This is a genomic window from Marinibactrum halimedae (assembly GCF_021234875.1).
GTDB classification, from domain to species: Bacteria; Pseudomonadota; Gammaproteobacteria; order Pseudomonadales; family Cellvibrionaceae; genus Marinibactrum; species Marinibactrum halimedae.
Map to the genome: position 1 here is coordinate 38,287 of NZ_JAJQVM010000033.1, position 22,802 is coordinate 61,088.

Annotated in this window: 18 protein-coding genes; 9 read left to right on the plus strand and 9 right to left on the minus strand. The window is 38.7% G+C overall.

All coding sequences use genetic code 11. The features are described from left to right. Window positions 1–191: 191 nt before the first annotated feature. The 4 genes from LU351_RS16835 (at window position 192) to LU351_RS16850 (ending at window position 4,739) form a co-directional block, all read left to right on the plus strand. Complete coding sequence (locus LU351_RS16835; RefSeq protein WP_232595258.1) at window positions 192–767, plus strand: hypothetical protein; 576 nt, start codon at window positions 192–194, stop codon at window positions 765–767. A gap of 18 nt (window positions 768–785) precedes the next feature. Beyond that, a complete protein-coding gene (locus LU351_RS16840) occupies window positions 786–3,452 on the plus strand; it encodes a VWA domain-containing protein (RefSeq protein WP_232595259.1) in 2,667 nt (888 codons plus the stop codon). Window positions 3,453–3,659: 207 nt separating this feature from the next. After that, window positions 3,660–4,253: a hypothetical protein gene (locus LU351_RS16845; protein WP_232595260.1), complete on the plus strand. Its 594-nt coding sequence runs from the start codon at window positions 3,660–3,662 to the stop codon at window positions 4,251–4,253. Window positions 4,254–4,349: 96 nt separating this feature from the next. Then, on the plus strand, window positions 4,350–4,739 hold the full coding sequence (locus LU351_RS16850) for a hypothetical protein (RefSeq protein WP_232595261.1): 390 nt from the start codon (window positions 4,350–4,352) through the stop codon (window positions 4,737–4,739). Window positions 4,740–4,910: 171 nt separating this feature from the next. Here the strand turns inward: LU351_RS16850 and LU351_RS16855 are convergent, their stop codons facing one another. After that, on the minus strand, window positions 4,911–9,125 hold the full coding sequence (locus LU351_RS16855) for a hypothetical protein (protein ID WP_232595262.1): 4,215 nt from the start codon (window positions 9,123–9,125) through the stop codon (window positions 4,911–4,913). 389 nt (window positions 9,126–9,514) lie between these two features. Here LU351_RS16855 and LU351_RS16860 point away from each other — a divergent pair, with 389 nt between their 5' ends. The 4 genes from LU351_RS16860 to LU351_RS16875 all read left to right on the plus strand — a co-directional run bounded on the left by LU351_RS16860 (window position 9,515) and on the right by LU351_RS16875 (window position 11,308). Then, window positions 9,515–9,838, plus strand: coding sequence for a hypothetical protein (locus tag LU351_RS16860; protein WP_232595263.1), 324 nt, complete (start codon window positions 9,515–9,517; stop codon window positions 9,836–9,838). Between the two features lie 216 nt (window positions 9,839–10,054). Then, window positions 10,055–10,603 carry a hypothetical protein gene (locus LU351_RS16865; protein ID WP_232595264.1) on the plus strand — a complete coding sequence of 183 codons (549 nt, stop codon included), beginning with the start codon at window positions 10,055–10,057 and terminating at the stop codon, window positions 10,601–10,603. Between the two features lie 7 nt (window positions 10,604–10,610). Continuing rightward, on the plus strand, window positions 10,611–10,922 hold the full coding sequence (locus LU351_RS16870; RefSeq protein ID WP_232595265.1) for a heavy-metal-associated domain-containing protein: 312 nt from the start codon (window positions 10,611–10,613) through the stop codon (window positions 10,920–10,922). After that, entirely contained in the window at window positions 10,919–11,308 is a 390-nt protein-coding gene (locus tag LU351_RS16875; protein ID WP_232595266.1) for a hypothetical protein, read from the plus strand. The genes LU351_RS16870 and LU351_RS16875 overlap by 4 nt, the downstream gene beginning before the upstream one ends. A 104-nt stretch (window positions 11,309–11,412) precedes the next feature. On the opposite strand, the gene LU351_RS16880 is transcribed toward LU351_RS16875, so the two are convergent. Continuing rightward, window positions 11,413–11,889 carry an Lrp/AsnC family transcriptional regulator gene (locus LU351_RS16880; RefSeq protein ID WP_232595267.1) on the minus strand — a complete coding sequence of 159 codons (477 nt, stop codon included), beginning with the start codon at window positions 11,887–11,889 and terminating at the stop codon, window positions 11,413–11,415. 238 nt (window positions 11,890–12,127) lie between these two features. Between LU351_RS16880 and LU351_RS16885 the strand changes: the two genes are divergently transcribed. Continuing rightward, entirely contained in the window at window positions 12,128–13,162 is a 1,035-nt protein-coding gene (locus LU351_RS16885; RefSeq protein ID WP_232595268.1) for a Glu/Leu/Phe/Val dehydrogenase dimerization domain-containing protein, read from the plus strand. Between the two features lie 72 nt (window positions 13,163–13,234). Here LU351_RS16885 and LU351_RS16890 read toward each other — a convergent pair whose 3' ends face one another. The 7 genes from LU351_RS16890 to LU351_RS16920 form a co-directional block, all read right to left on the minus strand. Continuing rightward, window positions 13,235–14,086, minus strand: a complete 852-nt coding sequence (locus LU351_RS16890) for a glycosyltransferase family 2 protein (RefSeq protein WP_232595269.1) — start codon at window positions 14,084–14,086, stop codon at window positions 13,235–13,237. A 74-nt stretch (window positions 14,087–14,160) separates the two neighbouring features. Further along, on the minus strand, window positions 14,161–15,543 hold the full coding sequence (locus LU351_RS16895; protein WP_232595270.1) for an O-antigen ligase family protein: 1,383 nt from the start codon (window positions 15,541–15,543) through the stop codon (window positions 14,161–14,163). After that, window positions 15,498–16,727 carry a GumC family protein gene (locus tag LU351_RS16900; RefSeq protein ID WP_232595271.1) on the minus strand — a complete coding sequence of 410 codons (1,230 nt, stop codon included), beginning with the start codon at window positions 16,725–16,727 and terminating at the stop codon, window positions 15,498–15,500. Before LU351_RS16900 ends, LU351_RS16895 begins: the two co-directional genes overlap by 46 nt. A 170-nt stretch (window positions 16,728–16,897) precedes the next feature. Continuing rightward, entirely contained in the window at window positions 16,898–18,127 is a 1,230-nt protein-coding gene (locus tag LU351_RS16905) for a polysaccharide biosynthesis/export family protein (RefSeq protein WP_232595272.1), read from the minus strand. Window positions 18,128–18,471: 344 nt separating this feature from the next. Continuing rightward, the gene (locus LU351_RS16910; RefSeq protein WP_232595273.1) at window positions 18,472–19,479 is read right to left on the minus strand and encodes a glycosyltransferase family 2 protein; all 1,008 of its coding nucleotides are present in this window, start codon (window positions 19,477–19,479) and stop codon (window positions 18,472–18,474) included. A 47-nt stretch (window positions 19,480–19,526) separates the two neighbouring features. Further along, a complete protein-coding gene (locus LU351_RS16915; protein WP_284284751.1) occupies window positions 19,527–20,807 on the minus strand; it encodes an oligosaccharide flippase family protein in 1,281 nt (426 codons plus the stop codon). 156 nt (window positions 20,808–20,963) lie between these two features. Beyond that, window positions 20,964–22,520, minus strand: coding sequence for a sigma-54-dependent transcriptional regulator (locus LU351_RS16920; protein ID WP_284284753.1), 1,557 nt, complete (start codon window positions 22,518–22,520; stop codon window positions 20,964–20,966). Window positions 22,521–22,802 lie beyond the last annotated feature (282 nt).

The window sequence follows — 22,802 nt, forward strand, 5'->3', positions numbered from 1 at the left end:
ATAGTTAATCAGAGGGGATTTTTACGGTAGTCATAATCAATAGCGCTTCAGTGTAATAAGCGATTGATCTTTTTAGATTAATAGAGTTTTTCTGTTAAGACGATGCCTATTAATTAGATGCCTATTAATTAGATGCCTATTAATTAAAAGGACAGTGAAAACCCCTGTTTTTATCACAAGGAGGGTTACTCATGTCTGATGTACAATCTCAACGAAAAGATGGATTGTCAGTTGTCTATCACAATAATAATGTCAGTATCATTTTATCTTTTCTTTTTTTACTTTTTCTCACTTGTTTGTTTTTATCTGCCACTGCTCAAGCGGCAGGTATTCATCTTGAAAAGCACATGACGGAAAAAATAAAGCAATTGTCTAAAAGCAGTTCAGATGTAGTGGTCGCACAGGTAGGTAAAAGTCAGTCTCGCTGGGTTGGTCCGCTTATCGTAACCTCTACGGAATTGATGCCGATAGAAATTTTAAAAGGACGTTTATTAAATAAGCCCCTCAAGGTGACAACGTTAGGTGGTACCGTAGGTAATATTCAACTCACTGCATCTCATCAGCCTATGTTACACGAAGGGGAGCTGGCCATGTTTTTTCTTCAAAGCTCAACGGGTAAATCTAAATTAAGAGTAAGGGGTGAAAAAGTCATTTTAGGTGAGCAGGGAAAAATCAATATTAAAGCACCTGGGTATGATCGCAACTTGCTTCAACATGATCACTCTTTTCAAGGAATGTTAAAAACGTTAAATCGTTACATACGCTAATAAGGTGAGGGAAGTACCATGAAAATTGAAAAAAGTGTGCTCACAGTGATGGCTCTAATCTCAGTGGGCTTGCCATTTTCTGCTTGGTCTGCAGAAAATATTGATACCGCCGCACAAGGCGCGACAGTGATTGTTGATCAGTTGTGGTCTGATACCGCTTTACCCATTAACTGGTTTATGAACGATCAAGGGGTAACGAATAATAATTCTACAGGTGTAGGGCCGGGAAATATTTCAGCTGCAGATGCAGCAATACAAGTGACAAATGCTTTTAACCAATGGCAGACAGTGACCACTGCTGGAATTTCGGCCAATTACAGCGGCACAACGGTGGTAGATGACATTGGATGTGATTACGTGAATTTAATGACCTGGGCAGACGACATTATTCCGTTTGATACACCAGATTTTCAAGATGTTATCGCCATCGGTTTTGCATTCAGCTATGTTGGTCCTGATATTGTACTGGATCCAGTAGCCGGTATTGCAAACCCTGCAAATAATCGAAATTTAAGTGAAGTCAGTGATGCAGGTTTAGGGTGCGCCCCGTTGGCGAATGCGGCCATATACCCAGATGGTTCTGTATTAGAGAGCGGTACTATTATTGATGCGGATATGATTTGGAATCCTATCCAGTTTGATTATGACATTGCTGCTAATGCCAGTGAAGATATTGTACACATAGAATCCATAGCGACCCATGAAGTCGGTCATCTACTGGGGGTTTCTCATACCAGTTTGGCTTTTGCGGCTAATGACCCTGCCACAATGTTTCCCTTTGTGGATACCACCAATGTGGTATTACAAAACAACATAGCAACACTGGCTGCAGACGATGAGATGGCCGTGGGCAGAAGTTATCCGGGAACGGGATTTTATCCTGGTGGTGTTGGTGTGGCGACCACAGGTCAAATTACAGGATGGGTTCGTCAAGCAGATGGCAGCCCTGCACAAGGGGTTCGATTATGGGCGTATGATGCCTCGCTTCCAGCTGGTGCAGCAACGCCTCCGGTGTATGAAGCATTTTCTGCTACAACGTTTGACGCAGAAAGCGGTGTTAATGCGGGTGATTACTCCTTTAGAGGAATTCCGCCTGGTGATTATTATGTCTGCATATTGCCATGGGAAAATTTGATCCCAGGTAATGGGCCTGATGCTCCTGAACGCTATAATTCAACAACGCTTAATGGCAGCGGTCATACAGGTTTTATGACGGAGTGTTTTGATGATGCTCCTTCTGCCACCAATGCCCCTGATTTTGCAGAGGAAGATCGTTTAAGGCAGGTTTCCGTTTCCGCAGGAGAAACAACCTCTAGTATCAATTTTGTAACAGGCCAACAAGCGGCCAATATTATGTTAGTGATGGATCGCAGTGGTTCGATGAATTTAGGTTTACCTGCACCATTGATGGGGACAAAAATAGAAGCGCTACGTTCTGCGGCTCATCTATTTATTGATTTTATGGATTTGGATGGTGGGCATAATGTGGGGTTAGTTCAGTTTGAATCTGTGGTAGTGCCGTTTGCTCCTTCTTTTAATCTTCAACCTATTGATCTTACTTCTGTTGGTGATGCACATACTGCCATAGACAGTATTATGGCTGGAGGGCTGACCAATATTATTGATGGCGTTAATGAAGGAATTAATCAATTAGTCTCAGGAGGTTCACCCAATCATCGTCCATTAATGTTGTTGTTTTCAGATGGTCGCCATAATTCACCGGCGGGTTCGGATTTAAATACTATTGAAGGCCCTTTATTAGCGAATGAGGTCAAATTATATAGTGTTGGTTTTGGCTCTGATGTAGACGGCGCTATTCTTGCGCCTATTGCGCTGAATACTGGCGGGCTTCATATAGAAAACCCAGATGTGGCCAGTGATGCTTTGAGGAAGCACTTCTTAGCGATTGCTTCATCCGCAGCCGATAGCACTGCTATTATTGATCCGTATTATGAATTAAAACACGGTCAATCGGTCAGTCTTGATGTGCCTGTAAACTCATCGGAAAAAGATGTGACTTTTACGGCATTTTGGGATGAGCAGAATGAAAATTTATTTGATATTACCTTAACTTCACCGCGTGGATGTACCGTACAAACACGCCTTAATACGCATGGTGTTACTGTTCGAAAATATCATACTCACCGTTTAATAAAAGTCACGCCTCAATATCGCTGTGGATTTTTCCGTGATTTGACAGGAACATGGAAAATGAACGTGAGAAATATCGGAGATCAACATCTTGCGGGTATTAATATCGCCGCTTATGGGAATACCACGACACATATTTTTGCTGAGGTAACCACGACAGAAAAAGAGGAAACGGTACTTGATGTTTCAATCGTGGCGGAAGGCGAGCGAGTAAAGCGAGCGAATGTGTATGCTGACATCATCTTACCTGTTTCTTCAACTGGGGATAGCCAGGAGCAGGACTATGCTCAAGATGGTCGTGTGGACCCCATCAAACCCCAAGCAGAAGAACGTACATTGCGTATCTCATTAAATGACAGAGGTAATAATGGAGATGAAAAAGCAAAAGATGGTATTTTTTCTGGGAGAGTTCCCGTCGATATAATCGGGACTTATCCAGTGCATATTTATGCCCAATATATCCATGATGATCAAAAAGGAAGTCGTGAGTTAATAAGCAGCTATCATTTCAATGGAAAATACGTTATTGAATAATATAAATCAGCATTAAGCAGACTGAGGAAAACCACCTTAGTGCTGTTTAATGCTTTTTTATTGAATATTTGTGGCAGTTTATTGCAAAAAAACTATTGCGTGTATTTATGTGCCATTGGTTAAAATTGGCATGTATAAAAACACAGTTTTTGGTTGATTCTGATATAATCTCTTTTGTCGATATAAATGATCATCAAGGAGGGCATTATGAAACGCTATTTAAAAGGAGATTTTTTCTCAAAAGTTGCTTTATCTACCTTATTTATACTTCAGTTTTCCATCTTGGCGTTGGTTTTTTACCAGCAGTCTCTTATGAAATTTCAGGGTCAGGAAATAGAGAGCCTTCAAAAGAATATACAAACGATTTCTACTGAAAAACTTAAATCTATATCGAGGAAAGAGAAAAGCACTTCTCCTGAATTACAATTCAATAAGAGTGAAGCAATGTCACTGGCTCAATTGGAAAATCGCTTAAGGAATTACTTTTCAGAAGAATTGTCAAGTCAGTTGAAAAATATCTCGTCTTCAATGAAAGTAAGTCCGTCTGTTGCGTCATCTTTAGAAGATTTATCTGAAGAAGAAAAGCATGAGAAAAGACTACGGGTGGAAGAAGCAATGAATTATTCAAGTATCACCATTGATAATGCGCTTTCAGCAGGAATATGGACACGAGAAGATACTCAAAAGTTGTATGAACATGTAGGTGATTTGCCAGAGAGTAAACGGCAAGAGCTGAGAGATAAGCTTTACACCGCTATAAATCGTCAAGAAGTCATATTAGAAGGCTTTCCGGGCCTGTAAGGCCTGTGGTATTAACACTTTGTTAATACTCTCGACTGCAAAGCAGTCAATTAACGCCTCTTTGAGGTAAATTCTTTGAAAAGATGGAGCTTTACAATGAAAAAATTGATAACAGCTGGTATTGCTGCAATGGTTATGGGTGCACCGATTAGCCATGCAGATGGATTGCATATTCCGGGAACGGTTAATGTTACCCCCAACGTTTCGTTGTCTGGAGCAATGAATGTTCGTTATAACACTACGGTTGCGGGCAATCCGTATCTATATGCGAATGGTTATGCAGGCAGTGCGGTAAACTTCGCAGGGTTAGATTCAGATGGCGATAGTTTTATTTGTACTGTCAGCCCAGGTAATCCCCTGTATGCTGAGGCAGTGGCCATTAAAAATAATCTTTCCAGCACAGGTTTTCTTCTTGTAAGAAAGCCAGAAAATTCAAATGAATGTAATCAAGTATATTTACTGAATGGATCTTATTGGCAAGATTAACCATAAAGCTATGATGAGGCTATGTGAGCTTCAATAATAGCGTTTTTAAAAGGCCAGCCTTTTTAAAGGCTGGCCTTTTCGGTATAGCCTTTTTCAATATAACCGTGTAGTGTATTTTTTTAAAATTAAAATGTATAATCTGACATTATTGTTTAAATATACATTAATACACTAATCGTTAGTGGAGATTTGTTGTGTGTTGAATCCGCTAAAGTTTCTTAATAAAAGAGGAATTAATCCTAATAAAGCGGTTAATATAGCTAAAATTGATTCTACTCCCTCTCCAGAACTTCGTAACACTAATACAATTAATACTAAGGTGACGACCATAATAGGTAAACGTATCCACTGCCAAATACCGGTATTGGTTGACTCTAGCCAATCGGTCATATCCGATTGCTTCTCTGCTGTGCGTACAAAGCGTTGAAAGCTGAAATTGACGATATGCCAACCTCTATCACGATAGAGATACCCTTTTCGAGTCAAATGCTCAAGTGCTTCAATATTGGCGGGGTTCGGCCAATAACCATTGGCTATTTGATAAAGTAAAAGCTTTTCATCTTGCGTGCATTGCTGCCACTTATATTGATACAATTCAGAAGCATGAGTAAAAAAGTATTCAATGATTTGATCATTATTCCAGTGCTTCGATAACGTTAAATTAGTCATTGCTAAAGGCTCAATACTAGAAAAAAGGCCCTTAAATTCTCTTTTTATTGAATGTAGTTCATCCCACCCATTGGTTTCGTACTGAAGGATCTGTAATGAGTTTTCAGACTGTTCTATATATTTCTTCTTGTGTGGAATATAGTCATGATGCTTTTCAAATTGCGATAAAAGTGAGCCCCATTCTAGTTTTTCATTAGGCTCAATAATGTTGAGAGGGCTAAAATCAGAGTAGGAATCTTGATGGCATATTTTATAAAGAGGTGTAGTTTCACATAGTATGATAACGTGTAAGTTGGGTATTTCTGAAATTGACTTTATAAAATAAAAGGCGCTTTTTCTAGCTTCTTTATTAGAAAGTGCAAGCTCTATATCCTGTATTATGATGCAATTGCATTCTGGTTGGTTGCTCTGGCATACAGTCAAGATTGTATTTTTATTTTCTTCTACGTTTTCAATTAGATTAATTATACTGATGGCTCGATTAAAAAATAATTTTTCTTCAAAGTGGCTTGATGTTAAATCTACAATTTTTGAGGTGTTGGGCTGAATGATTTGTATCAGTATTTTTCTTTGTCCTTCGAGTTTATTTTTTAGCCATTGAGAAGTGGGGTTAATAGAGCCCTTTGATTTTACTCTATAGCTGTTTGGCATTACTTCGCCTAACAGTTTTTTCACAAAAAATATTTTAATTGTTTTTTGGGATAGTAAAACAAGAAGAAAAGTGGACATGATTGTAAATATAAATTGCGAGGTTGTAGCAAACTGAAAAAATCCATCAGGATGAAAATAAATTTTATTATCTTCTTTCTCTTTTTGAGTTGAAAAGTAGAGTCTGTCGCTATTCAGTTCGCTTACTTCAAATATACTCTTTATAAGTGATTCTATGATGAAGTCATGGGGTTCTATGTGTAGCTCTTTTGTGTTTTGTGATGTTTTTGAATCGGGTGGTAAGTGAATCCAATCTAGATTTTTTGCAGAGTAAAGGGTTGACAATTTTTCGGTTGTTAGCCACTGCTCATATTGAAATTTCTCTTTGGGTATACCCATACTTACTAGGTAGTTATCAATAGAGGTAATATACTGAGCATTCGCATTTTTTAAATGTTCAGAGTGAATATAACTTTGATGAAGTAATAAGTATTTATTGGCGCTGTTTAAAATAAATATGGAAGGGATTAAGGCTGCTAGCCACCAAAGTGCTGCGCAATACCATGTATAACCATTGATGGAATTACATTTTTTTGTTAATAAGCATAACTCTCTTCTTTTTAGTTTATTCTTTATGTGCTTGAATGAAAACAATAAAAATACTATTGCGGTTAGGGCAAAGAAAAACGATATTAAATCTGACCCCGATATTTCTGCTTCAAAAGTTGTTATACCTATTTTTTTATAAGAGATTATACTCAATAAAGTTAAACTAAACATTAAAGGTAAGAGGGGCGTTTTGAATATGCTTTTTTCATGGGTTAACCTATACCTTATACAGAATAAAGTAATGACACCAGCAAGAAGCCAAATAATTAATCTAAAAGAAAGTTGATGGGTTATGCCTAAGGAAAATAATAATATAATATTCAGAGAAAAAATAGAAAGAGCAATGCTAGGATATAAGCTTTCGAAAGAGGGATTGTATCGCAGAATTTCTCGCCAATAAGTTTGATTAGTTCCATATCTGCACCATAAAAATAGAGGAATTATTATACCAATAAATAACCCGGTAGAAATAAAGACTAATATCATATTTTCAAGTAGCAAGGGCGTTTGTTTGTGATAAATAGCCAAATTCCAAGGTATGTTTTTATGCAGTTTCCCCACAAAAAATAAATGCTGAGAATTTCTATAATTGGTTTTAAATGATGTTGGGGCATTTGGATTTTGTTGATGCTTTATAAGTGCATATAGGCGTGAGTCATTGTTTGTTTCTATAAAAATATTCTCCACAAGGCTTCTTTCGTCTTTGTCGTGATACAAAACATCCCCGTTATTATTAAAAACAATGTAACCAAAATTGGGAGGCATAACTCGATTAAAAAAAGTGCGCATTTTTGAGCCTAAACTTAAAATTTTACGATTTTTTTCTTTTTCATATTTATTTGCGAATAAAGAGAATGAAAATTGTGTGCTTTTTCTTCCGTCTCGTATGTTGTAGATTCTTTCAATAAATAATCCAGATTGGCAGATGTTACCCTTATTTTTTGATTTTTCATTTAAATACCATAAATCGCATGAGGTAGCATTTTTAAAATAATTTCTTTTTTTGAGAGATATATCATGAAGAGGATAAAGTTTTGGTTTTAACCAATATGATGGTAAAAGTTGTTCTACTGTTAATTCGTTAGCTTTTTTAGAATTTTGATTTAATAAAAAGGAATGCTTAGGGGCAAAAATGCCTTTATGATTTAATTCAAAAGCATGTTCTAGGATGTAGTAGTTTTCGTTGTTCTTTTTAATAAGCAAATCTGGATGAGAACAGTTTTCAAATTGTATTATATTTGTTTTTCGTTCTTGTTTGGTTGTGTTGATGGCTAAATCGCAACTGCTTTCATTGTTTTTCGATAAAAATTTATCTTTTTGTTTGACAATATTATCTATTTCCTTTTTAAAATCTTCGTGGATGCTTCTATAAAGGGAATACCCTTGTTGCTTGGTGACCTCTTGATAATAAGAAGAAAAAAAGTAATCACCGCTAGCGATTGATAAAATTCCAAAAAGAATGATAGAACCAAGTAATAACTGACTAATATCTGAAGGTGTAAATGAGTAATTTTTTGAACAAAACCTGAGCTTAATAAGAGGGGTGGCAGCAAGTAGGGCAACCAAGCTCAATACGGAGGCAATAGCCACAGCGGGAGATATTTTAAGTTTCGCAAGTCTGATTTTTTTCTGAGGCGTAATGCCAATTAAATAAAGTTGTTTAACCTCTTGAATAGAATGTCTAATGTTAATAGGCTGAACATAGATGTTGTATAAAATGCCTCCCATCTCTTTCTCTGATATTTTACTGTACTCTTTGGTTGTGAAGTCTTGACTCTTATTACTTTTAACAGTGGATTCAACCAGTAGACCTTGCGCATTCTTAAAACTCAAGTCAGCCGTAATTGAATCGTTTTTTAATATGAATTTTTGCGATTTTATATTGCCCATCTCATCTGTAAGTAACACAAAAGGGAATAAAAGAAGGTTTTCAGAAATCATATCGTTCAGGGGGGTTGAAAAAACGCCACTAAATGTGGTTAATCGAAGATTTCCCTTATGTATCTCTATATATAATCTTTCAGATTTAACAGATGATTTTAAATTATTTTTTTTATTGGGTGAGTAGGTTAAGTTTTTTAATGAATTACTTTTGTTAACGAGTTCAACTCTTTTTTTGACTTCTTCTTTTTTTCTCTTTATTGCTTCTTTTGAAAGATTATACCGATTTAGAGCACTTTTGATTTCGCTTGATTCTTGTCTGTTGCCTGAATAAGTAAGAATGTCATCTGTTGGGGCTGATATGTCTTCACTTGTAATTTCAGTAATTTTAGCAATTTGATCTATAGTGGTAGATATTGTTTTGCTGACTTCATTCAGTTCTCTAAAATGAAGTTGATTTTGATAATCTTGGTTTTGTTGTATTTTATAATAATACATAACTCCGCATATAGCGGCGGCAAGTATTAATGTGGTAGTAAATAGAAGAAAGTTGACTATTTTTCGTCTTGCAGGCGACATCGTAAGCTCCCTGTGATGTCTTAAATCCTATAGCGCTAAGTATAGTTTAATAAAAAATACATATTTATTTAAATTATGATCTTGAGCCACTTTATTTGAATAATAATATAACCTCTTAGCGTGATTGATTATTGGTCAGGGGTGTTGATTATGATGGTTAAGAATAATAGGTAACGTATTATATCTGACCTAGTTATCATTTGTGTGCAGTTTGATTCAAAAATTTATTTATTGCTTTTCATGGTTACTGAGACAATATACAATAATGGAGTTATTATGGTTGTATTTTCTCATGAGTTGGTATGCGTAGATTTTCTTTTGCTTTAATCTTTATATTGATGTGTTGCCAAGTGGCGAACGCATCGGTAATTTGTTGTATAGCTAAAGGGATGACAAGTAATTCAGATGTGGAAAGTCAGGCGGATGATATTGTAAGAAAAGGAGAGCAAGCGCTATTCACTTCTCCATGCCACAGTGAAAACCAATACGATACGTTATCTTTCCAAGTATTTGAAGATAAGAGTACATCATTATCTTCACCTGCCGATGATGGCCATTACTGTCAATGTGATGCCTGTTCCTATTATTCGTGTGCTTTTGATATGAGTATTTTTGAAGCGCAGGTATTTAATCTCTCTCCTTCAGTTTATCTCATTCAACCTTCTCCTATTTATCTTCACGATATTGATTATCCTCCGAAGCAGTTTGCCTAAATTTTACCTTTTATATTAGTAGATCAATCACAGTAGTTTTTGCTGGATGGTCCTGCGTATTTAAAATTTAGGATGTTTACTATGTGCAAAATCATTTTTCCTAAAATGGTTCATTTGCATCCCATAATAAGCAAACTGGTAATAATATTTATATTGCTTGTATTGTCTTATGATGCTCTGTCACGACCGGTTTCATACCCTGGTGGAGTGACATTAATGCAAAGTAATAATGCGAATGTGCAGTCGCTTCATGTGCACTACTCTCCGACAGCAAAATATTCGGTGGGATATCGTGGGGAATACTGGCGTAATGATCAGTTTTGGCTCCACACAGTTCAGGCAAATAGCCTATTGAGGCGCTGGAATGGTACGGCATATCAAGCCAATGTCTATATGAAGTCTGGAGTTGGCGTCGCTCATTTCTCAGGTGCTACTTCTAAAAAAAATTCGGCGTTAGCTGCCTTCACTGGTCTAGCAATGGATTGGGAAAATCGACACTATTTTATCTCTTATGAGAATCGTCTCTATTCGTCACGAAAATTTGAAGATTTTACTTCTCATAATTTTCGTGTGGGCATTGCTCCTTATGTTGGTGATTATGGAGACTTTCATACATGGTTTATGGTGCAACTAGATTATCTTTCTCACCAGAATGATTCGATGATGATTACACCTTTAATACGCATTTTTAAGAATGAGTATCTTGCTGAATTGGGTGTTAATAAAGAAGGTGATTTTTTGGCTAATGTGATTATACGATTTTAGGTGATACATGAAAATTATTTTATTTATTTTGGTCTTTGGCGTTTATCAATCTAATGCAGCTTTTGCTAAAGATGCAACAGGTTGTACTTCTATTATTGATATAGAGGTAAATGGATTAGTCTGTGATTTTTGCGCTAGAGCATTAGAAAAAGTTTTTGGGCGTAATGACAGCGTTCAAGATGTACAGGTCAATCTTGATGAGGGTAAGGTCTCAGTGATTTTAAAGCCAAATAAAATAATAAGTGATGATGATCTCAGAGAGCTCATTCAAGATTCTGGTTATAATGTAGCCTCTATTGATCGAGGTATTTGTAGATGAATACTAAGATAATCAATAATAAAGAAATCATTGCCCCTACATTGGCGCTGTTTACTTCTTTTGGGACGTTACTCTGTTGTGCATTACCGGCGCTACTGGTAACGCTGGGTGCTGGAGCTGCTTTGGCGAGTATTGTGGCGACGATGCCATGGTTAGTGGTTATATCGAAATATAAAATAAGTGTTTTTTCTGTATCGGGATTTATGATTTTGATGGCAGGGGTTATGCAATGGAAGGCGCGTAACCGCACCTGCCCAATTGATGCACTTCAAGCAGAAGCATGCCAACGATTACGACGATCGAGCTTATATCTTTATTGGGGCTCTATTTTGATCTGGTGTATTGGATTCTTTTTTGCTTTTATTGCAGTACATATTTTTTACTGAACCTGAGGATCAACAAAAAGCATAGAGCAGCCGTATGTTGTTCTATGCGAAAAAGAAGGATTGAAACCGAGTTCGATAATAAAAATATAAAACTTAACCTAATGCTAAGGTACTAACTCCAATGGCAGTTCTGTTGAATATTTCACTTCGCTCAAGGCGACACTGGAATTAATATCCTGAACACCTGGGAGTTGTGATAAATGGTGACGAAAAAACTCCTCATAACTTTCAATATCTCGCGTAACAATACGAAGTAAAAAGTCAATTCTCCCCAGCATCACATAACATTCTGTCACTTCAGGGAAGGAGCGAATTTTTTCTTCAAAAGCTCCAAGGGCTTGTCGTCCGTTCGCTGAGAGTTTGACTTCAGCATACACCACCACATTGAGACCAAGTTGTTTGCGATTGAGCATGGCCACGCGTGTTTGAATAATGCCTGCTTCTTCCATGCGTTTTATTCGACGCCAGCATGGGGGTTGTGAAAGATTGACGTGCTCGGCGATTTCAGCGGCAGATAGACTGGCGTCCGTTTGAAGTAAGGTGAGGATTCGTCTGTCAATTTTATCCAGTTCCAGGGACATTTCAATCTCGTATATTAGGGTCTGTGAAAGTATTAATTTTTAAAATAATAGCATTATGAAGTATAATTCATGCGTGTAAAATACTTTTGGAGTATTATAATGCATAAAGATTACTCACTGTCTTTTCTATACTGTCCCACATGAACTTATGGGGAATGGCCCCTTAGGTATGCGTATCCCAAAGAGTGGTATGCATTGCAATGTGTTTGTTTTTTATTCAGATAATGGACAGAGGTCTATGAGCGTTTTCAGTCATCTCGAATTTGATCATCATGAGCAGGTCGCATTTTGTCACGATAAAAAGACAGGTTTAAAAGCGATTATTGCTGTGCATAACACATACCGTGGCCCCGCTTTGGGGGGGTGTCGAATGTGGCCTTATGCGGATGAGGATGAGGCTTTAAATGATGCATTACGTTTGTCGCGTGGTATGACGTACAAATCTGCTTTGGCGAATTTACCATTGGGTGGTGGTAAAGCGGTGATTATTGGCAACCCTAGGCAGGATAAAACACCTGAATTGTTAAGAGCATTAGGTGAGTTTATTCAAAAACTGGCCGGTCGCTATGTGACAGCAGAAGATTCTGGCACCAGCGTTGCCGACATGAAAATCATCGGCGAGTGTACAGAATATGTGTCGGGTGTGGCAGAAGGCACAGAGTCTGGTGGCGACCCTTCACCGGCGACCGCTTATGGAACCTTTGTGGGGTTAAAAGCTGCTGTGAAGCACCGTTTAGGTAAAGACGATCTTTCGGGCATAAAAGTGGCGATTCAGGGAGTGGGTAATGTGGGTTATCACCTGGCTGGTCATTTAAAATCGGCAGGGGCGGAGCTGTTTGTGTGTGATATTCATGCTGAGCATGTTGAGCGTGTGGTCAATGAGTACGGCGCTACCGCTGTTGCACCTGAAGAAATCTACGGTTTGGAAGTGGATGTATTCGCACCTTGTGCAATGGGAGCGATTTTAAACGATACGACTTTACCTCAATTATCTGCCTCAGTGATTGCAGGAGCGGCGAATAACCAGTTAGCAACCCCTGAGCATGGAGAGCGCCTGCATGAAATGGAAATACTCTATACACCTGATTATGTGATTAATGCGGGGGGTATCATCGATATTCATTACCAGCGCAGTAACGGATCCCATGAAGATTCCATGAGGCATGTGGAGTCGATTGGTGAAACGTTGAGTGAAATTTTTACACGCTCTTCTGAGCAGAATCGTGCTACTCATGTCATTGCGGATGAATTGGCAGAAGAGCGTTTTCAATAAATTTATCTGGGATTCGCTGTTTGAATAATGATGCTACCCCCTTTTTAAAATATTTAGCGGGGGGTAGCGTATTTAACAGGAAGGTGAAAATGGCGTATGCTGAATAAGCTGTAGAACTCTTTTTTTTATGCCATTCACTTTATGAAAGCACCAAAATCGAATTTCTGACCAATAATATCCTGCAACTTCATTAAAAGAAAAAGTTAAAGTTTTTTCTCTGGAAAAATAATTTAGTGTATTCGACTTCTTTAGCCAATCATTGTCAGATTTATTCTTTACATGAAAAAAACTGTATGGATTTCCAATTCTTATGTTGCGTCGCTGCTTAATTTGCTCGGGTGTTCGCTCTGCATAGTGACGGCAAATGGGCGAAGGGCGATATAAATTATTGCAATGTGGCGGTATTCGACCACTTACCCCTTCTGACCATTTTTGATCGGGATTGTTTTTAAAGAAACGAACTTCACGCCAATTGATTTTGTAGAATCTACGTCGTTCCGTTATGGTCTTGCTCCTGTCTTCAAGGATATAATTTTCAAAATCTTTATCGGTGAAATAAAATTGAGCTTGCCAAACTCGCATATGATCTTTGCCTTTTTGAGAAGCAATTTTAAGCATGGGCTTGGGGCTTTCGTTTAACATTTCATCAGCATCAAGAATATACCACCAATCGTCATGCGTATATTGATGGTTGTATAAGTTATAAACGCGGTTGCGTAATTGATTTTTGAAAATCTCATCTGAATGTGCAGCAATGACTACTTTTGGGTTTTCTTTAGAGAGCGCTTGAATTTTTTCGTAACTACCATCTGTAGAGCCATTGTCGAATACATAGATGGTGTCACAAAATAAAAGGGCATTTTCAAGAGTCTCAATAATGACATCTTGTTCATTTTTTACCATGCAGATTGCATTTAGTTTCATATTAACCTCTTACTATTTTGCGAGTTTGTTAAATCAGAAGGCTTTAAAATTAACTTTAATGATGGCAATGATTGCTAATGTGGAATTAAAGTAAAAATTTCTCCATTGCCTGTTTGTTTTTTGCGTCGAGTTCTTTTTTTGGTATTTATGGGTCTTTTTTTTTCTTTTTGGGATTGAACTTCTTCAAATGTGATTATTTTTTGCTGAGCTGTGTGTGGGTTAAAAGCCATGCCCAACCATAATAGTGCGGGCCAGTACAGATAAGATAAAATCTCTAAATTCTCAAAAAAACTATAGCAAACAAAGACCGCAATCATACACAGTCCTGAACGAGCAATTTCACTAAATTGAGCTTGCCAGAGTAAATAAATAGCAGAGATAAATAATGGGATGGCAAGAGAAAATAAACCAACCAATCCTTTTACAAATAATAGCCCATACCAACTATGATGTGAGCCTATAGGCATACCTTCTACCAGTTTCGGGCCTCTTTCGACAACACCATGACCCCAAATGGGGGCTTCTGCTTCCCAGCGCTGCATAGCAATATTGGCGAGTGCCGAACGTACTCTAGTTGAACCCGGTCGCTGTTCTTTAATCTCTTGATAGGAATTCATGACAAATTCATAGACGGGCTCACCCAGCAGGAGCAAAATAGGTAAAACAATACCCAGTGTAATGAGCATCCAAGGTTCTTTAATTTTGTCGGAAAATAACACCAAGGGAAAAAGCATGATAAAAATACCCAACCCAGCACGGGATTGAGACAATAAAATCATGGCAACACAGCCCGCAACGCCCCAGTTTCGCCATTTAGGATTCTTTTCTTGTAAGCAAAAAATTAAATAGATGCAACTTAAAAACCCTGCTGCGGGTGCCCATGGGCCAAAGAATTGCCAGCGACCGCCGCCGGTCTCTGGATTTAATCCATAAAGGCTGACTTTAAAAAAATTCTCTCCGGGACCACCCACCACCTGTAGCGGAGAAATATAAAGTTCACCAGGAATACGCCCTAGGTAAGCAATAAAGGTAATAAAAGAAAAAATCAATGTATGGACTGCGATAATACACACGCCACGGGTAATGACTTCGGGTCGGATGGGTACAATAGCTCCAAGTAGAGGGAAAACGGCCAGCAGCGCCCAACCTTTCGCCCAACCAATAGAAGATTTAATGGTTTTGGCCATGCCCAATGACCAGTTGCCATGGCCTATCCATAATGCGATAAGCATGACAGACATTGCCACTATCCATAGCCAGACTAGCGCCGGTATAAATAGATTTTGGGGCTTGCCATGGATATACCATCGGAGCAAAACCACTAATAATAATAACCACCCAAGTATTGAGCCTGTGACATAAAGGCCACCAAACATATATACCGGGTAGGTATAGACGAGGCCATACCAAATTAATGCGTCTTCAGTACAGCTTGGATGATAACGTTGCGTTGACATACAACCACCAGTGCAAAAGTAATGAAGAAGGCGCCAAAAATTCCTGCGGCAATGGCCAAGGCCTTTTTAGGGCTTGCGATACTCGTTGGGTAAGAAGGATCCGTCAGAATTTGAACCACGGGGTAAGAAGCAAATACGTCTGCTTTACTCGCTTCTAATCGAGCAGCCGCTGATGTAAAAACAGCCTCTGCTAAGTCGAATTCACGTTGCAATCGGTCTAATTCCGCCGCTTCTCTTGAATAGACTTTTAATTTATCTGTCATCATGGCTTCAGATAAACTTAAATCTTGGAGTTCAGCCTCATGGCCTTGTAACTGTGCATACGCAGTCATTAAATCAGAGAATAATTGCGCTCTTTTGGGGTTAAATTGCAAGTCTAATGTGGTAAAAGTATGGGCGGCATTAGGCCCTACTAGCTTTTGGCTACGTACCAGTAATTGTTCTTTTGCGGTATCCAGGCGTGCTTTTTCTGCTTTTACTCTTGGGTGATTGAGCCCCCAGCGGGATTGATATTCTGATAAAGACGCAGAACTTTTAGAGAATTCATTTAGATAACTGCGAAAAGCGCTATCAGATTGCAAAATAAAGGCTTGCCCCGCCATAGCAGAAGAAACGCCGAGATCGGTACTGAGTTGATGTACGTAATCCCCTATACGTTTTGATTCGGCTTTTACGTATAACTGTTTTTCTTCGATATTAGATAGCATTGCCATTAATTTATCGAGTTGATCGCCTGAAATAATAATAGAACGCTGTTGAAAATCGATAATAGCGGCACGCGCTGCATTCAATCGTTCACGATATTTATCCAAAACGGCTTTAATGCTGGCATCGCGTCGTAAAATTTCATCTGTTCTCAAGCGATCTAGTTCTTCTTGTAAACTTTTATACAATGCCCATGCCTTATTTTGAGCCTGCTCTTGGCTTCTGCCTGAGATTTCAATATTCAAAATTGAGGTTTGTTCGGTTAAACGAATTTTGGGCGTGCCAAAACGTTTTGGATCAATACTCGTTTTCTCACTGGCATTTTCAATAACACGTCGGCTCATTAAAATTTCTTTATAATTGACTCGAGGATTAAAGCCTCCAGAAGCAAATGGCGCAGTAGTGGAGGATACGACTTGCCCCACTTCATCTAACGTCACATTAGCGTTTGCCCCTGTACCTGGTAAGACTAAATCCATATCACTTCGAAAGGTTGGAGGTTTATTTAAGTAGGCCGCTATCATTAAAGCGATTAACAAATAGCAAATACACGCTGTTGTAAAATAGGGCCACCGAAGAACTTGATAAATTCTACCTCGGAACCGGTCGTACGCTGTTGGTATAATGAGATGTTTGCTCATGATATGCCTCAAAAAAGCGTAAGGGGCTTCAAGACATCGACAATAGTGGCAGCGATGTCTCGTAAATTCGTTACGTCTGAGTCATAACAGGCAACCGCATCGTTAGGCATAAGGTACGGGTTTATTTCATCACGAAACGACATCCGCATCAGTTGCTCTATAGAGCGCTCAATGACTTGAGTTTTTCCGGTAATGGGGTTGGTGCTGGAGAGCACAATTTTTCGAGGAGCATTGGTCCATTCTTTTCCTCCAACACAGTTTGCGGATACCGCCGCTTGAAGTAGGCGAGTTCCGTAGGGAATATTGGTAGAGTATCGGCCTACCGCAGCACTGGCATTACTTTGTGCCGAGTCAATAAGATTCGACATAAATACCCGAAACCCTTTTGGTGTTATTTGGCTCGGGCGAACCAAGTTTGGCTGAAAACAACCGGTACTAGGAACAATAATTTGATCTCCGGCAATTAAAGGATAATCACGCACAGGCTGTCCTGTTAAAATACCAGACAGATCCACTTCAATTTGCCAGCCACGACGTATCAGAATAATTTGATCTAATTTTGCATCAGGGCGAACACCGGATGCCGCTCTGACAGCCTCGGAGAGTAAACGTTTGGAGGCATAATCACCATTTGCAGTTACACGAGCAGGGACATCTGAATTGGCTTTTCGTGTATTAATTCGTACACGCCCCGGTTGAAAGACAGCCCCTGTGACTGGCACTTCAATTTCCGACCAATGCAGGACTTTGACAGTAACAGAGGCGGTGGTTGGCTGAAAGACCTCTGCTCTAACAAGCCCGAGTTCAATACGCTCTGCAATGATTTCAGGTGGCGCACCTGCTGCAGCGATGGCACCAATAACTGGTATCATTAAATAGCCACTGTTATTAACGACATAATTTCCATTAAAGCCATCGCCATATTCCATACTTAATTCAATCATATCGCCGGGGCTCAGCGGTAACGCATTATGGCGTTGTTTATCAAAAGGTGTGATGGGGGTTTGAAAAGGAGATTCTAATAAGATAGGTTCATCCGCTTTATAGTTAAGAGAAGCGCCTGCATATTGAAATTCAGTGCAATTAATAGAAGTAGAAAAGATTTCTATAGGTGGCATTTGATGTTCAAAAACATCGCCAACTTGATGAGGTGTGCCAAAAAATTTCTGATTGTGTAGATTTTCAACTTCATGCAGCGAGTCATATTGAATGCACCCGGATAATACCGACAGGCTCATCGCTACACTGGCGAATATAAAATCCTTATATTTAAGGCTATGTAAGAGAGAAAAAAATCCCATTGTAGCGTCTCCGGTGTTTGTCTATACAGAAATCAGGTGGCGTAGTTAAGATCTCTGTATTGTGGATTGCATGAAATGGGCCAACTTTAAATATTTTCTAAGTTGTTGATTTTGTTGAGTTATTTTATTTTTTTGTATTTTGGGGTTGTTGTATTTTGATAATTTTGCAAGATTGCAAATAAGGATGATAGACACTTATAACGGCTCAAAATAAAAATTAGGCTATTATGTGTTTTAGAAATCTGGCTGACCGACAAAATCGATAAGCCAGAGTGTCCACTTTAAGAAATGCGATGCTTGCCAAAATAACGCATGGCTTGTTTCAAAAGTAATTCATGCAGTGTTTTAGGTAAAAGCGAAATGAGGGCTGCAGCATAGGTTATGGTCGTGCGACGTGGTTCTTCGAAAATAATCTTCCAGTCACTAGCGATTGCCCTATGAATAAAACTTATTGCTTTTAAAGCATCATGAGATTGAATCGCACGGCGAGCCAAGTAACGAAATTGGTAGGCTCTTGCAAGGGAATACCAACGCTTGAAAAATTCCTCATTATTAGGACGATTTTTTTCCACTGCCTTTTCCCAACTGTTGAGTTGTTTATCTAAACTACTTGATAAACCTTGAGAGTTAACACGATAATACGTTAGGGGCTTGTTGATGCCCTCGATTCGCCAAGGTGTATGAAGGACGATACGTATCCAAAGCTCAATATCCTCTGATTGACGTAATTCTTCATCAAAATATTCATGGCAAAATGACGAGCCATGCAAAGACATACGAGCAACATCATCCAATGTTTGACGACGAATAACTGCCGCTGAACCATTGCCAATTGGGTTGCGACAAAATATATCTCGAGCACGAATAAATTTAATTTTAGGAAACTGTCCAATACCCATTTTTTTACCAGATTCATCAATGAATATTGAAGCAGAATAGCTGATGCCTACACGCGGGTTATCATGTAGATGTTTTACATGAAGCTCTAATTTTTTCGGATGCCAACAGTCATCAGAATCGAGTAGTGCAATGTACAGCCCTTTTGCATGATTAATGCCGGTATTTCTTGCGGCTGCGAGTCCCTGGTTTCTTTGGTGTACGATACGAATTCTATCGTCTTTAAAGCTATTAGCAATAGCGACAGTATTGTCGGTACAGCCATCATTCACGCAGACAACTTCAAAATAGCGATAAGTTTGTCCGAGAATTGATTCAAGGCAAGTCGCAATGTATTTTTGAACGTTGTACATTGGTACAACGACAGACACAATAGGGGTGGAGTGGGTCATAATAATATCCTATGTATTGAAATTTATAAAAGCCTTTTAAATGACATTTAAAAAGAGTTTTTAGAAAACTGACTGCGGTATAATTTAAGTGGAAAAATTTTCATTGAAAACATTTTGGGAATGTGTGCGGATAACGTAATAAGCCAACACATGCTACTGATGAGAGTGGCATGGATAAACTCTATAGGGCTTGAAGGCCTAACCACTACAAAGGTGATCACAGAGATGAATAGGCATATCGTAGAGATAACGACTTCATTTTCTGCTCTGTTTTGTGCACGCCAAATACAGCAAGAGACATCAACAAAAAGAGCGGGAATAGCAGATAAACATAATAAAGACACGAAATTCGAGTAAGGTGCCCATTTTTCTGAAAACAACAATGGAATATAAATAAATGCCCCAAGGGATTGCAGAAGAAATACAGCGCTAATTCCGATTGTGAATAGATAAACACGTGAAAGTGAACTTCCTATCTCAGATGAGCGATTTTTTTCACACAAATAGGGGTAGAGCCCACTAATAAATGCCCCGCTGAGAGATTTTCCTAACCCAATACCTGCACTGCGGGCGAAACTATAGATTCCGAGCAAATCTGGTGTCAGTAAGCGGCCAGCAATAAGAATATCTAATTGGCCACGTAGGGCACGAAGCCCTTCACTGATGAAAATTGTTCCTGACAGTGTTGCGATTTTGATGAATGCTTTGTGGTGATAACCTAGAGAGAATTTTTGTACCGGTGCAAAATAAAACAAGAGCACCCAGGCAACGGCACCGATGATTTTTCCTATCGCTACAGAAAATGCACCATAACCTGCGACAGCAGCAATAGCACAAGATAGGTTTTCAATGCTGACACATAACCCTGAACGGAGACCAAAGTATCGCAAGCGATTACTTCTGTTCAGCATAAAAACATTTAGTGCAACAATAGGATAAAATAAATACGATACTGCCATCCATTGCAGAACCATAGATAAGTCTTTAGAGTCATAAAAAGCCGCAATATAGGGTGCTGAAAACCATTGTAATAAGCAAGCCGATAAGCAAATACCCCACTGTATAATCCCTGCTGTGGGAGCAATGACAGAGAGTTGAGATTCTTCACACTGAATAACAACTGCTCCAGAACCACTTCTTAATAAAAGTCGAGTTAACTCATGGCAGGCTAATGCCAACATAGCAATACCATATTCTGGCAAGCTTAACCATGCAGCTAGCACAACGATAGTCACTAAGCGGCTTAATCGTGAGAGTATTTCTGCAGCCATCATCCAACTCATATTGTGCACGAGTTGTTTGCAATGGCTTGGAATCAACATTTTCATAATGGTTCTCTTTAATCATGATAAACCAATATGATCAGGATTCGTGCCAAGTTAAATTTATTTTAACTCATTGATTTTGAAGGTTTTTTTAAAAAATCATCGTCTCAATACGAAAAAGAGCATTTTGCAATATGAAAAATATCTTTAGAGAGGTATTTATGCCGTTGTCTGCCAGTTCTGAATTTTACGATAAAGCGTCGATGGACTGACTTTAAGTTCGCCTGCTGCTTTCACAACATTGCCATCACAGAGCGAAATGGCACGCTCAATAGCAATTTTTTCAACTTCTGCTAAAGGTAAAATAATATTGCTTCTATCGATACAGCTTTTATCAAGATTACTCCCATCGAAATTGCTGTTGAGTGTCACATCATGAGTATTTCCGTTTGAACTGGATTCGGCGGATAGAGAGGGGGGGGAGTTAGTGGGTTGAGATATAGGCTGAATTGGTGCTTTTCTCAATGGCCTTTTACTATACTGTTGTAATTCTTCATTTGATAATTTTAATGCAAAGCCTAGAGCTTGCAAAGATAATAAGGGTCCTTCAGACATGATGACCGCACTGTGTATTGTGTTGATGAGTTGGCGTACATTGCCAGGCCACGGGTAATTTACAATCAAATTTTCAGCATTTTCTTCTATTCCAATAAAAACTTTACCTTCCTGAGTTGAATACTTATCTAGATTATTTCGAGCGATGAGTAAAGCATCCTTATCTCGTTCGCACAAAGGGGGTAAATGAATAGAGATGACATTAAGGCGATAATATAAATCCTCTCTTAGCTGTTTATCTTGAATAGCATCAAGAGGATCTCGATTGGTTGCGGCGATAAAACGAATATCGACTTTTTCAACTTTCTCACTGCCTACTTTTTGAAAACAACCTGTTTGAATAAAGCGTAAAAGTTTTGCTTGTAGTGATATATCCATTTCGCCCAATTCATCTAAAAATAGAGTTCCACCATGTGCAAGGCTGGCAGCACCTTGACGATTACTAATGGCACCAGAAAAAGCGCCTTTAATGTGCCCAAAAATTTCAGACTCCATCAGCTCATGAGGAATTGCAGCGCAATTGATTGCTAGAAAGGGCTTGTTTTTACGAGGGCTTAAATTATGAATTGCTGCCGCTGTGACTTCCTTCCCGCTACCGGTTGGGCCGGTTATAAATACGGAAGCATGGCTTGGTGCACATTGCTCAATTGACTTGTATACAAATTCCATTGCAACAGAGCTGCCGATAAATCCTTCGAACCGTTCTCTAAACTGACGTTCATAGGACTCCATATTCCGGCGTAAAAGACTGTATTCCGCCAGTATTCTTTGGGTATAAATCGCTTGCTCCAAACTAATAATCAGTTGTTCTTCATTCCAGGGTTTAGACATATAACCCCATATATGCCCTTCGTTTACAGCTTTTAATACAGAGCTCATTTCTGCATATCCGGTAAGCACCATACGTACCGTCTCTGGGTAGTCTTCCGCAATACGACTGAGGAGTTCATCACCGCTCATCCCAGGCATTCTCATATCCGAGATAATGATATCCGCTGGCTGTTGGCTCATGATTTCAAGGGCTTGCTCTCCGCTCTCTGCGAGCATAATTTGACAAGGTAATGTTGCCATCCCTCGTTCAAGGGCTCGTAAAATCTGTGGTTCATCGTCCACAAACAGTACCGTTGCGCCCTCTAAATTAGGATGTATATGTGTAGTCACGGTAGAGTTCCTTTTGTGGCACGTATTTTAACAATAATGAATTCTAGGTAGAGGTAATATCAAATACTGGGCTATTCAGTATGATGAAGACCTCTATTTATTCTAGATTAGCTTACGATAATGAATACCTTGAATTATCAACAGGTAAGATAATAGGGAACCTCTATAAATTCGTTTTTTTAGCGCGATAATTTTCTAATTTTTTCTACCGGAACATTTACCGAAAATAATTATCATTACGCATTTATTTACAAAAATATTGGATAAAAATTCGTTCTTTTG

What these genes read in the sequence shown, in the direction of transcription:
- LU351_RS16835 (WP_232595258.1), top strand. Translation starts at nt 192, where the DNA reads ATGTCTGATGTACAATCTCAACGAAAAGATGGATTGTCAGTTGTCTAT.
- LU351_RS16840 (WP_232595259.1), top strand. Translation starts at nt 786, where the DNA reads ATGAAAATTGAAAAAAGTGTGCTCACAGTGATGGCTCTAATCTCAGTG.
- LU351_RS16845 (WP_232595260.1), top strand. Translation starts at nt 3,660, where the DNA reads ATGAAACGCTATTTAAAAGGAGATTTTTTCTCAAAAGTTGCTTTATCT.
- LU351_RS16850 (WP_232595261.1), top strand. Translation starts at nt 4,350, where the DNA reads ATGAAAAAATTGATAACAGCTGGTATTGCTGCAATGGTTATGGGTGCA.
- LU351_RS16855 (WP_232595262.1), bottom strand. Translation starts at nt 9,125, where the DNA reads ATGTCGCCTGCAAGACGAAAAATAGTCAACTTTCTTCTATTTACTACC.
- LU351_RS16860 (WP_232595263.1), top strand. Translation starts at nt 9,515, where the DNA reads ATGACAAGTAATTCAGATGTGGAAAGTCAGGCGGATGATATTGTAAGA.
- LU351_RS16865 (WP_232595264.1), top strand. Translation starts at nt 10,055, where the DNA reads ATGCAAAGTAATAATGCGAATGTGCAGTCGCTTCATGTGCACTACTCT.
- LU351_RS16870 (WP_232595265.1), top strand. Translation starts at nt 10,611, where the DNA reads ATGAAAATTATTTTATTTATTTTGGTCTTTGGCGTTTATCAATCTAAT.
- LU351_RS16875 (WP_232595266.1), top strand. Translation starts at nt 10,919, where the DNA reads ATGAATACTAAGATAATCAATAATAAAGAAATCATTGCCCCTACATTG.
- LU351_RS16880 (WP_232595267.1), bottom strand. Translation starts at nt 11,889, where the DNA reads ATGTCCCTGGAACTGGATAAAATTGACAGACGAATCCTCACCTTACTT.
- LU351_RS16885 (WP_232595268.1), top strand. Translation starts at nt 12,128, where the DNA reads ATGAGCGTTTTCAGTCATCTCGAATTTGATCATCATGAGCAGGTCGCA.
- LU351_RS16890 (WP_232595269.1), bottom strand. Translation starts at nt 14,086, where the DNA reads ATGAAACTAAATGCAATCTGCATGGTAAAAAATGAACAAGATGTCATT.
- LU351_RS16895 (WP_232595270.1), bottom strand. Translation starts at nt 15,543, where the DNA reads ATGTCAACGCAACGTTATCATCCAAGCTGTACTGAAGACGCATTAATT.
- LU351_RS16900 (WP_232595271.1), bottom strand. Translation starts at nt 16,727, where the DNA reads ATGGATTTAGTCTTACCAGGTACAGGGGCAAACGCTAATGTGACGTTA.
- LU351_RS16905 (WP_232595272.1), bottom strand. Translation starts at nt 18,127, where the DNA reads ATGAGCCTGTCGGTATTATCCGGGTGCATTCAATATGACTCGCTGCAT.
- LU351_RS16910 (WP_232595273.1), bottom strand. Translation starts at nt 19,479, where the DNA reads ATGACCCACTCCACCCCTATTGTGTCTGTCGTTGTACCAATGTACAAC.
- LU351_RS16915 (WP_284284751.1), bottom strand. Translation starts at nt 20,807, where the DNA reads ATGAAAATGTTGATTCCAAGCCATTGCAAACAACTCGTGCACAATATG.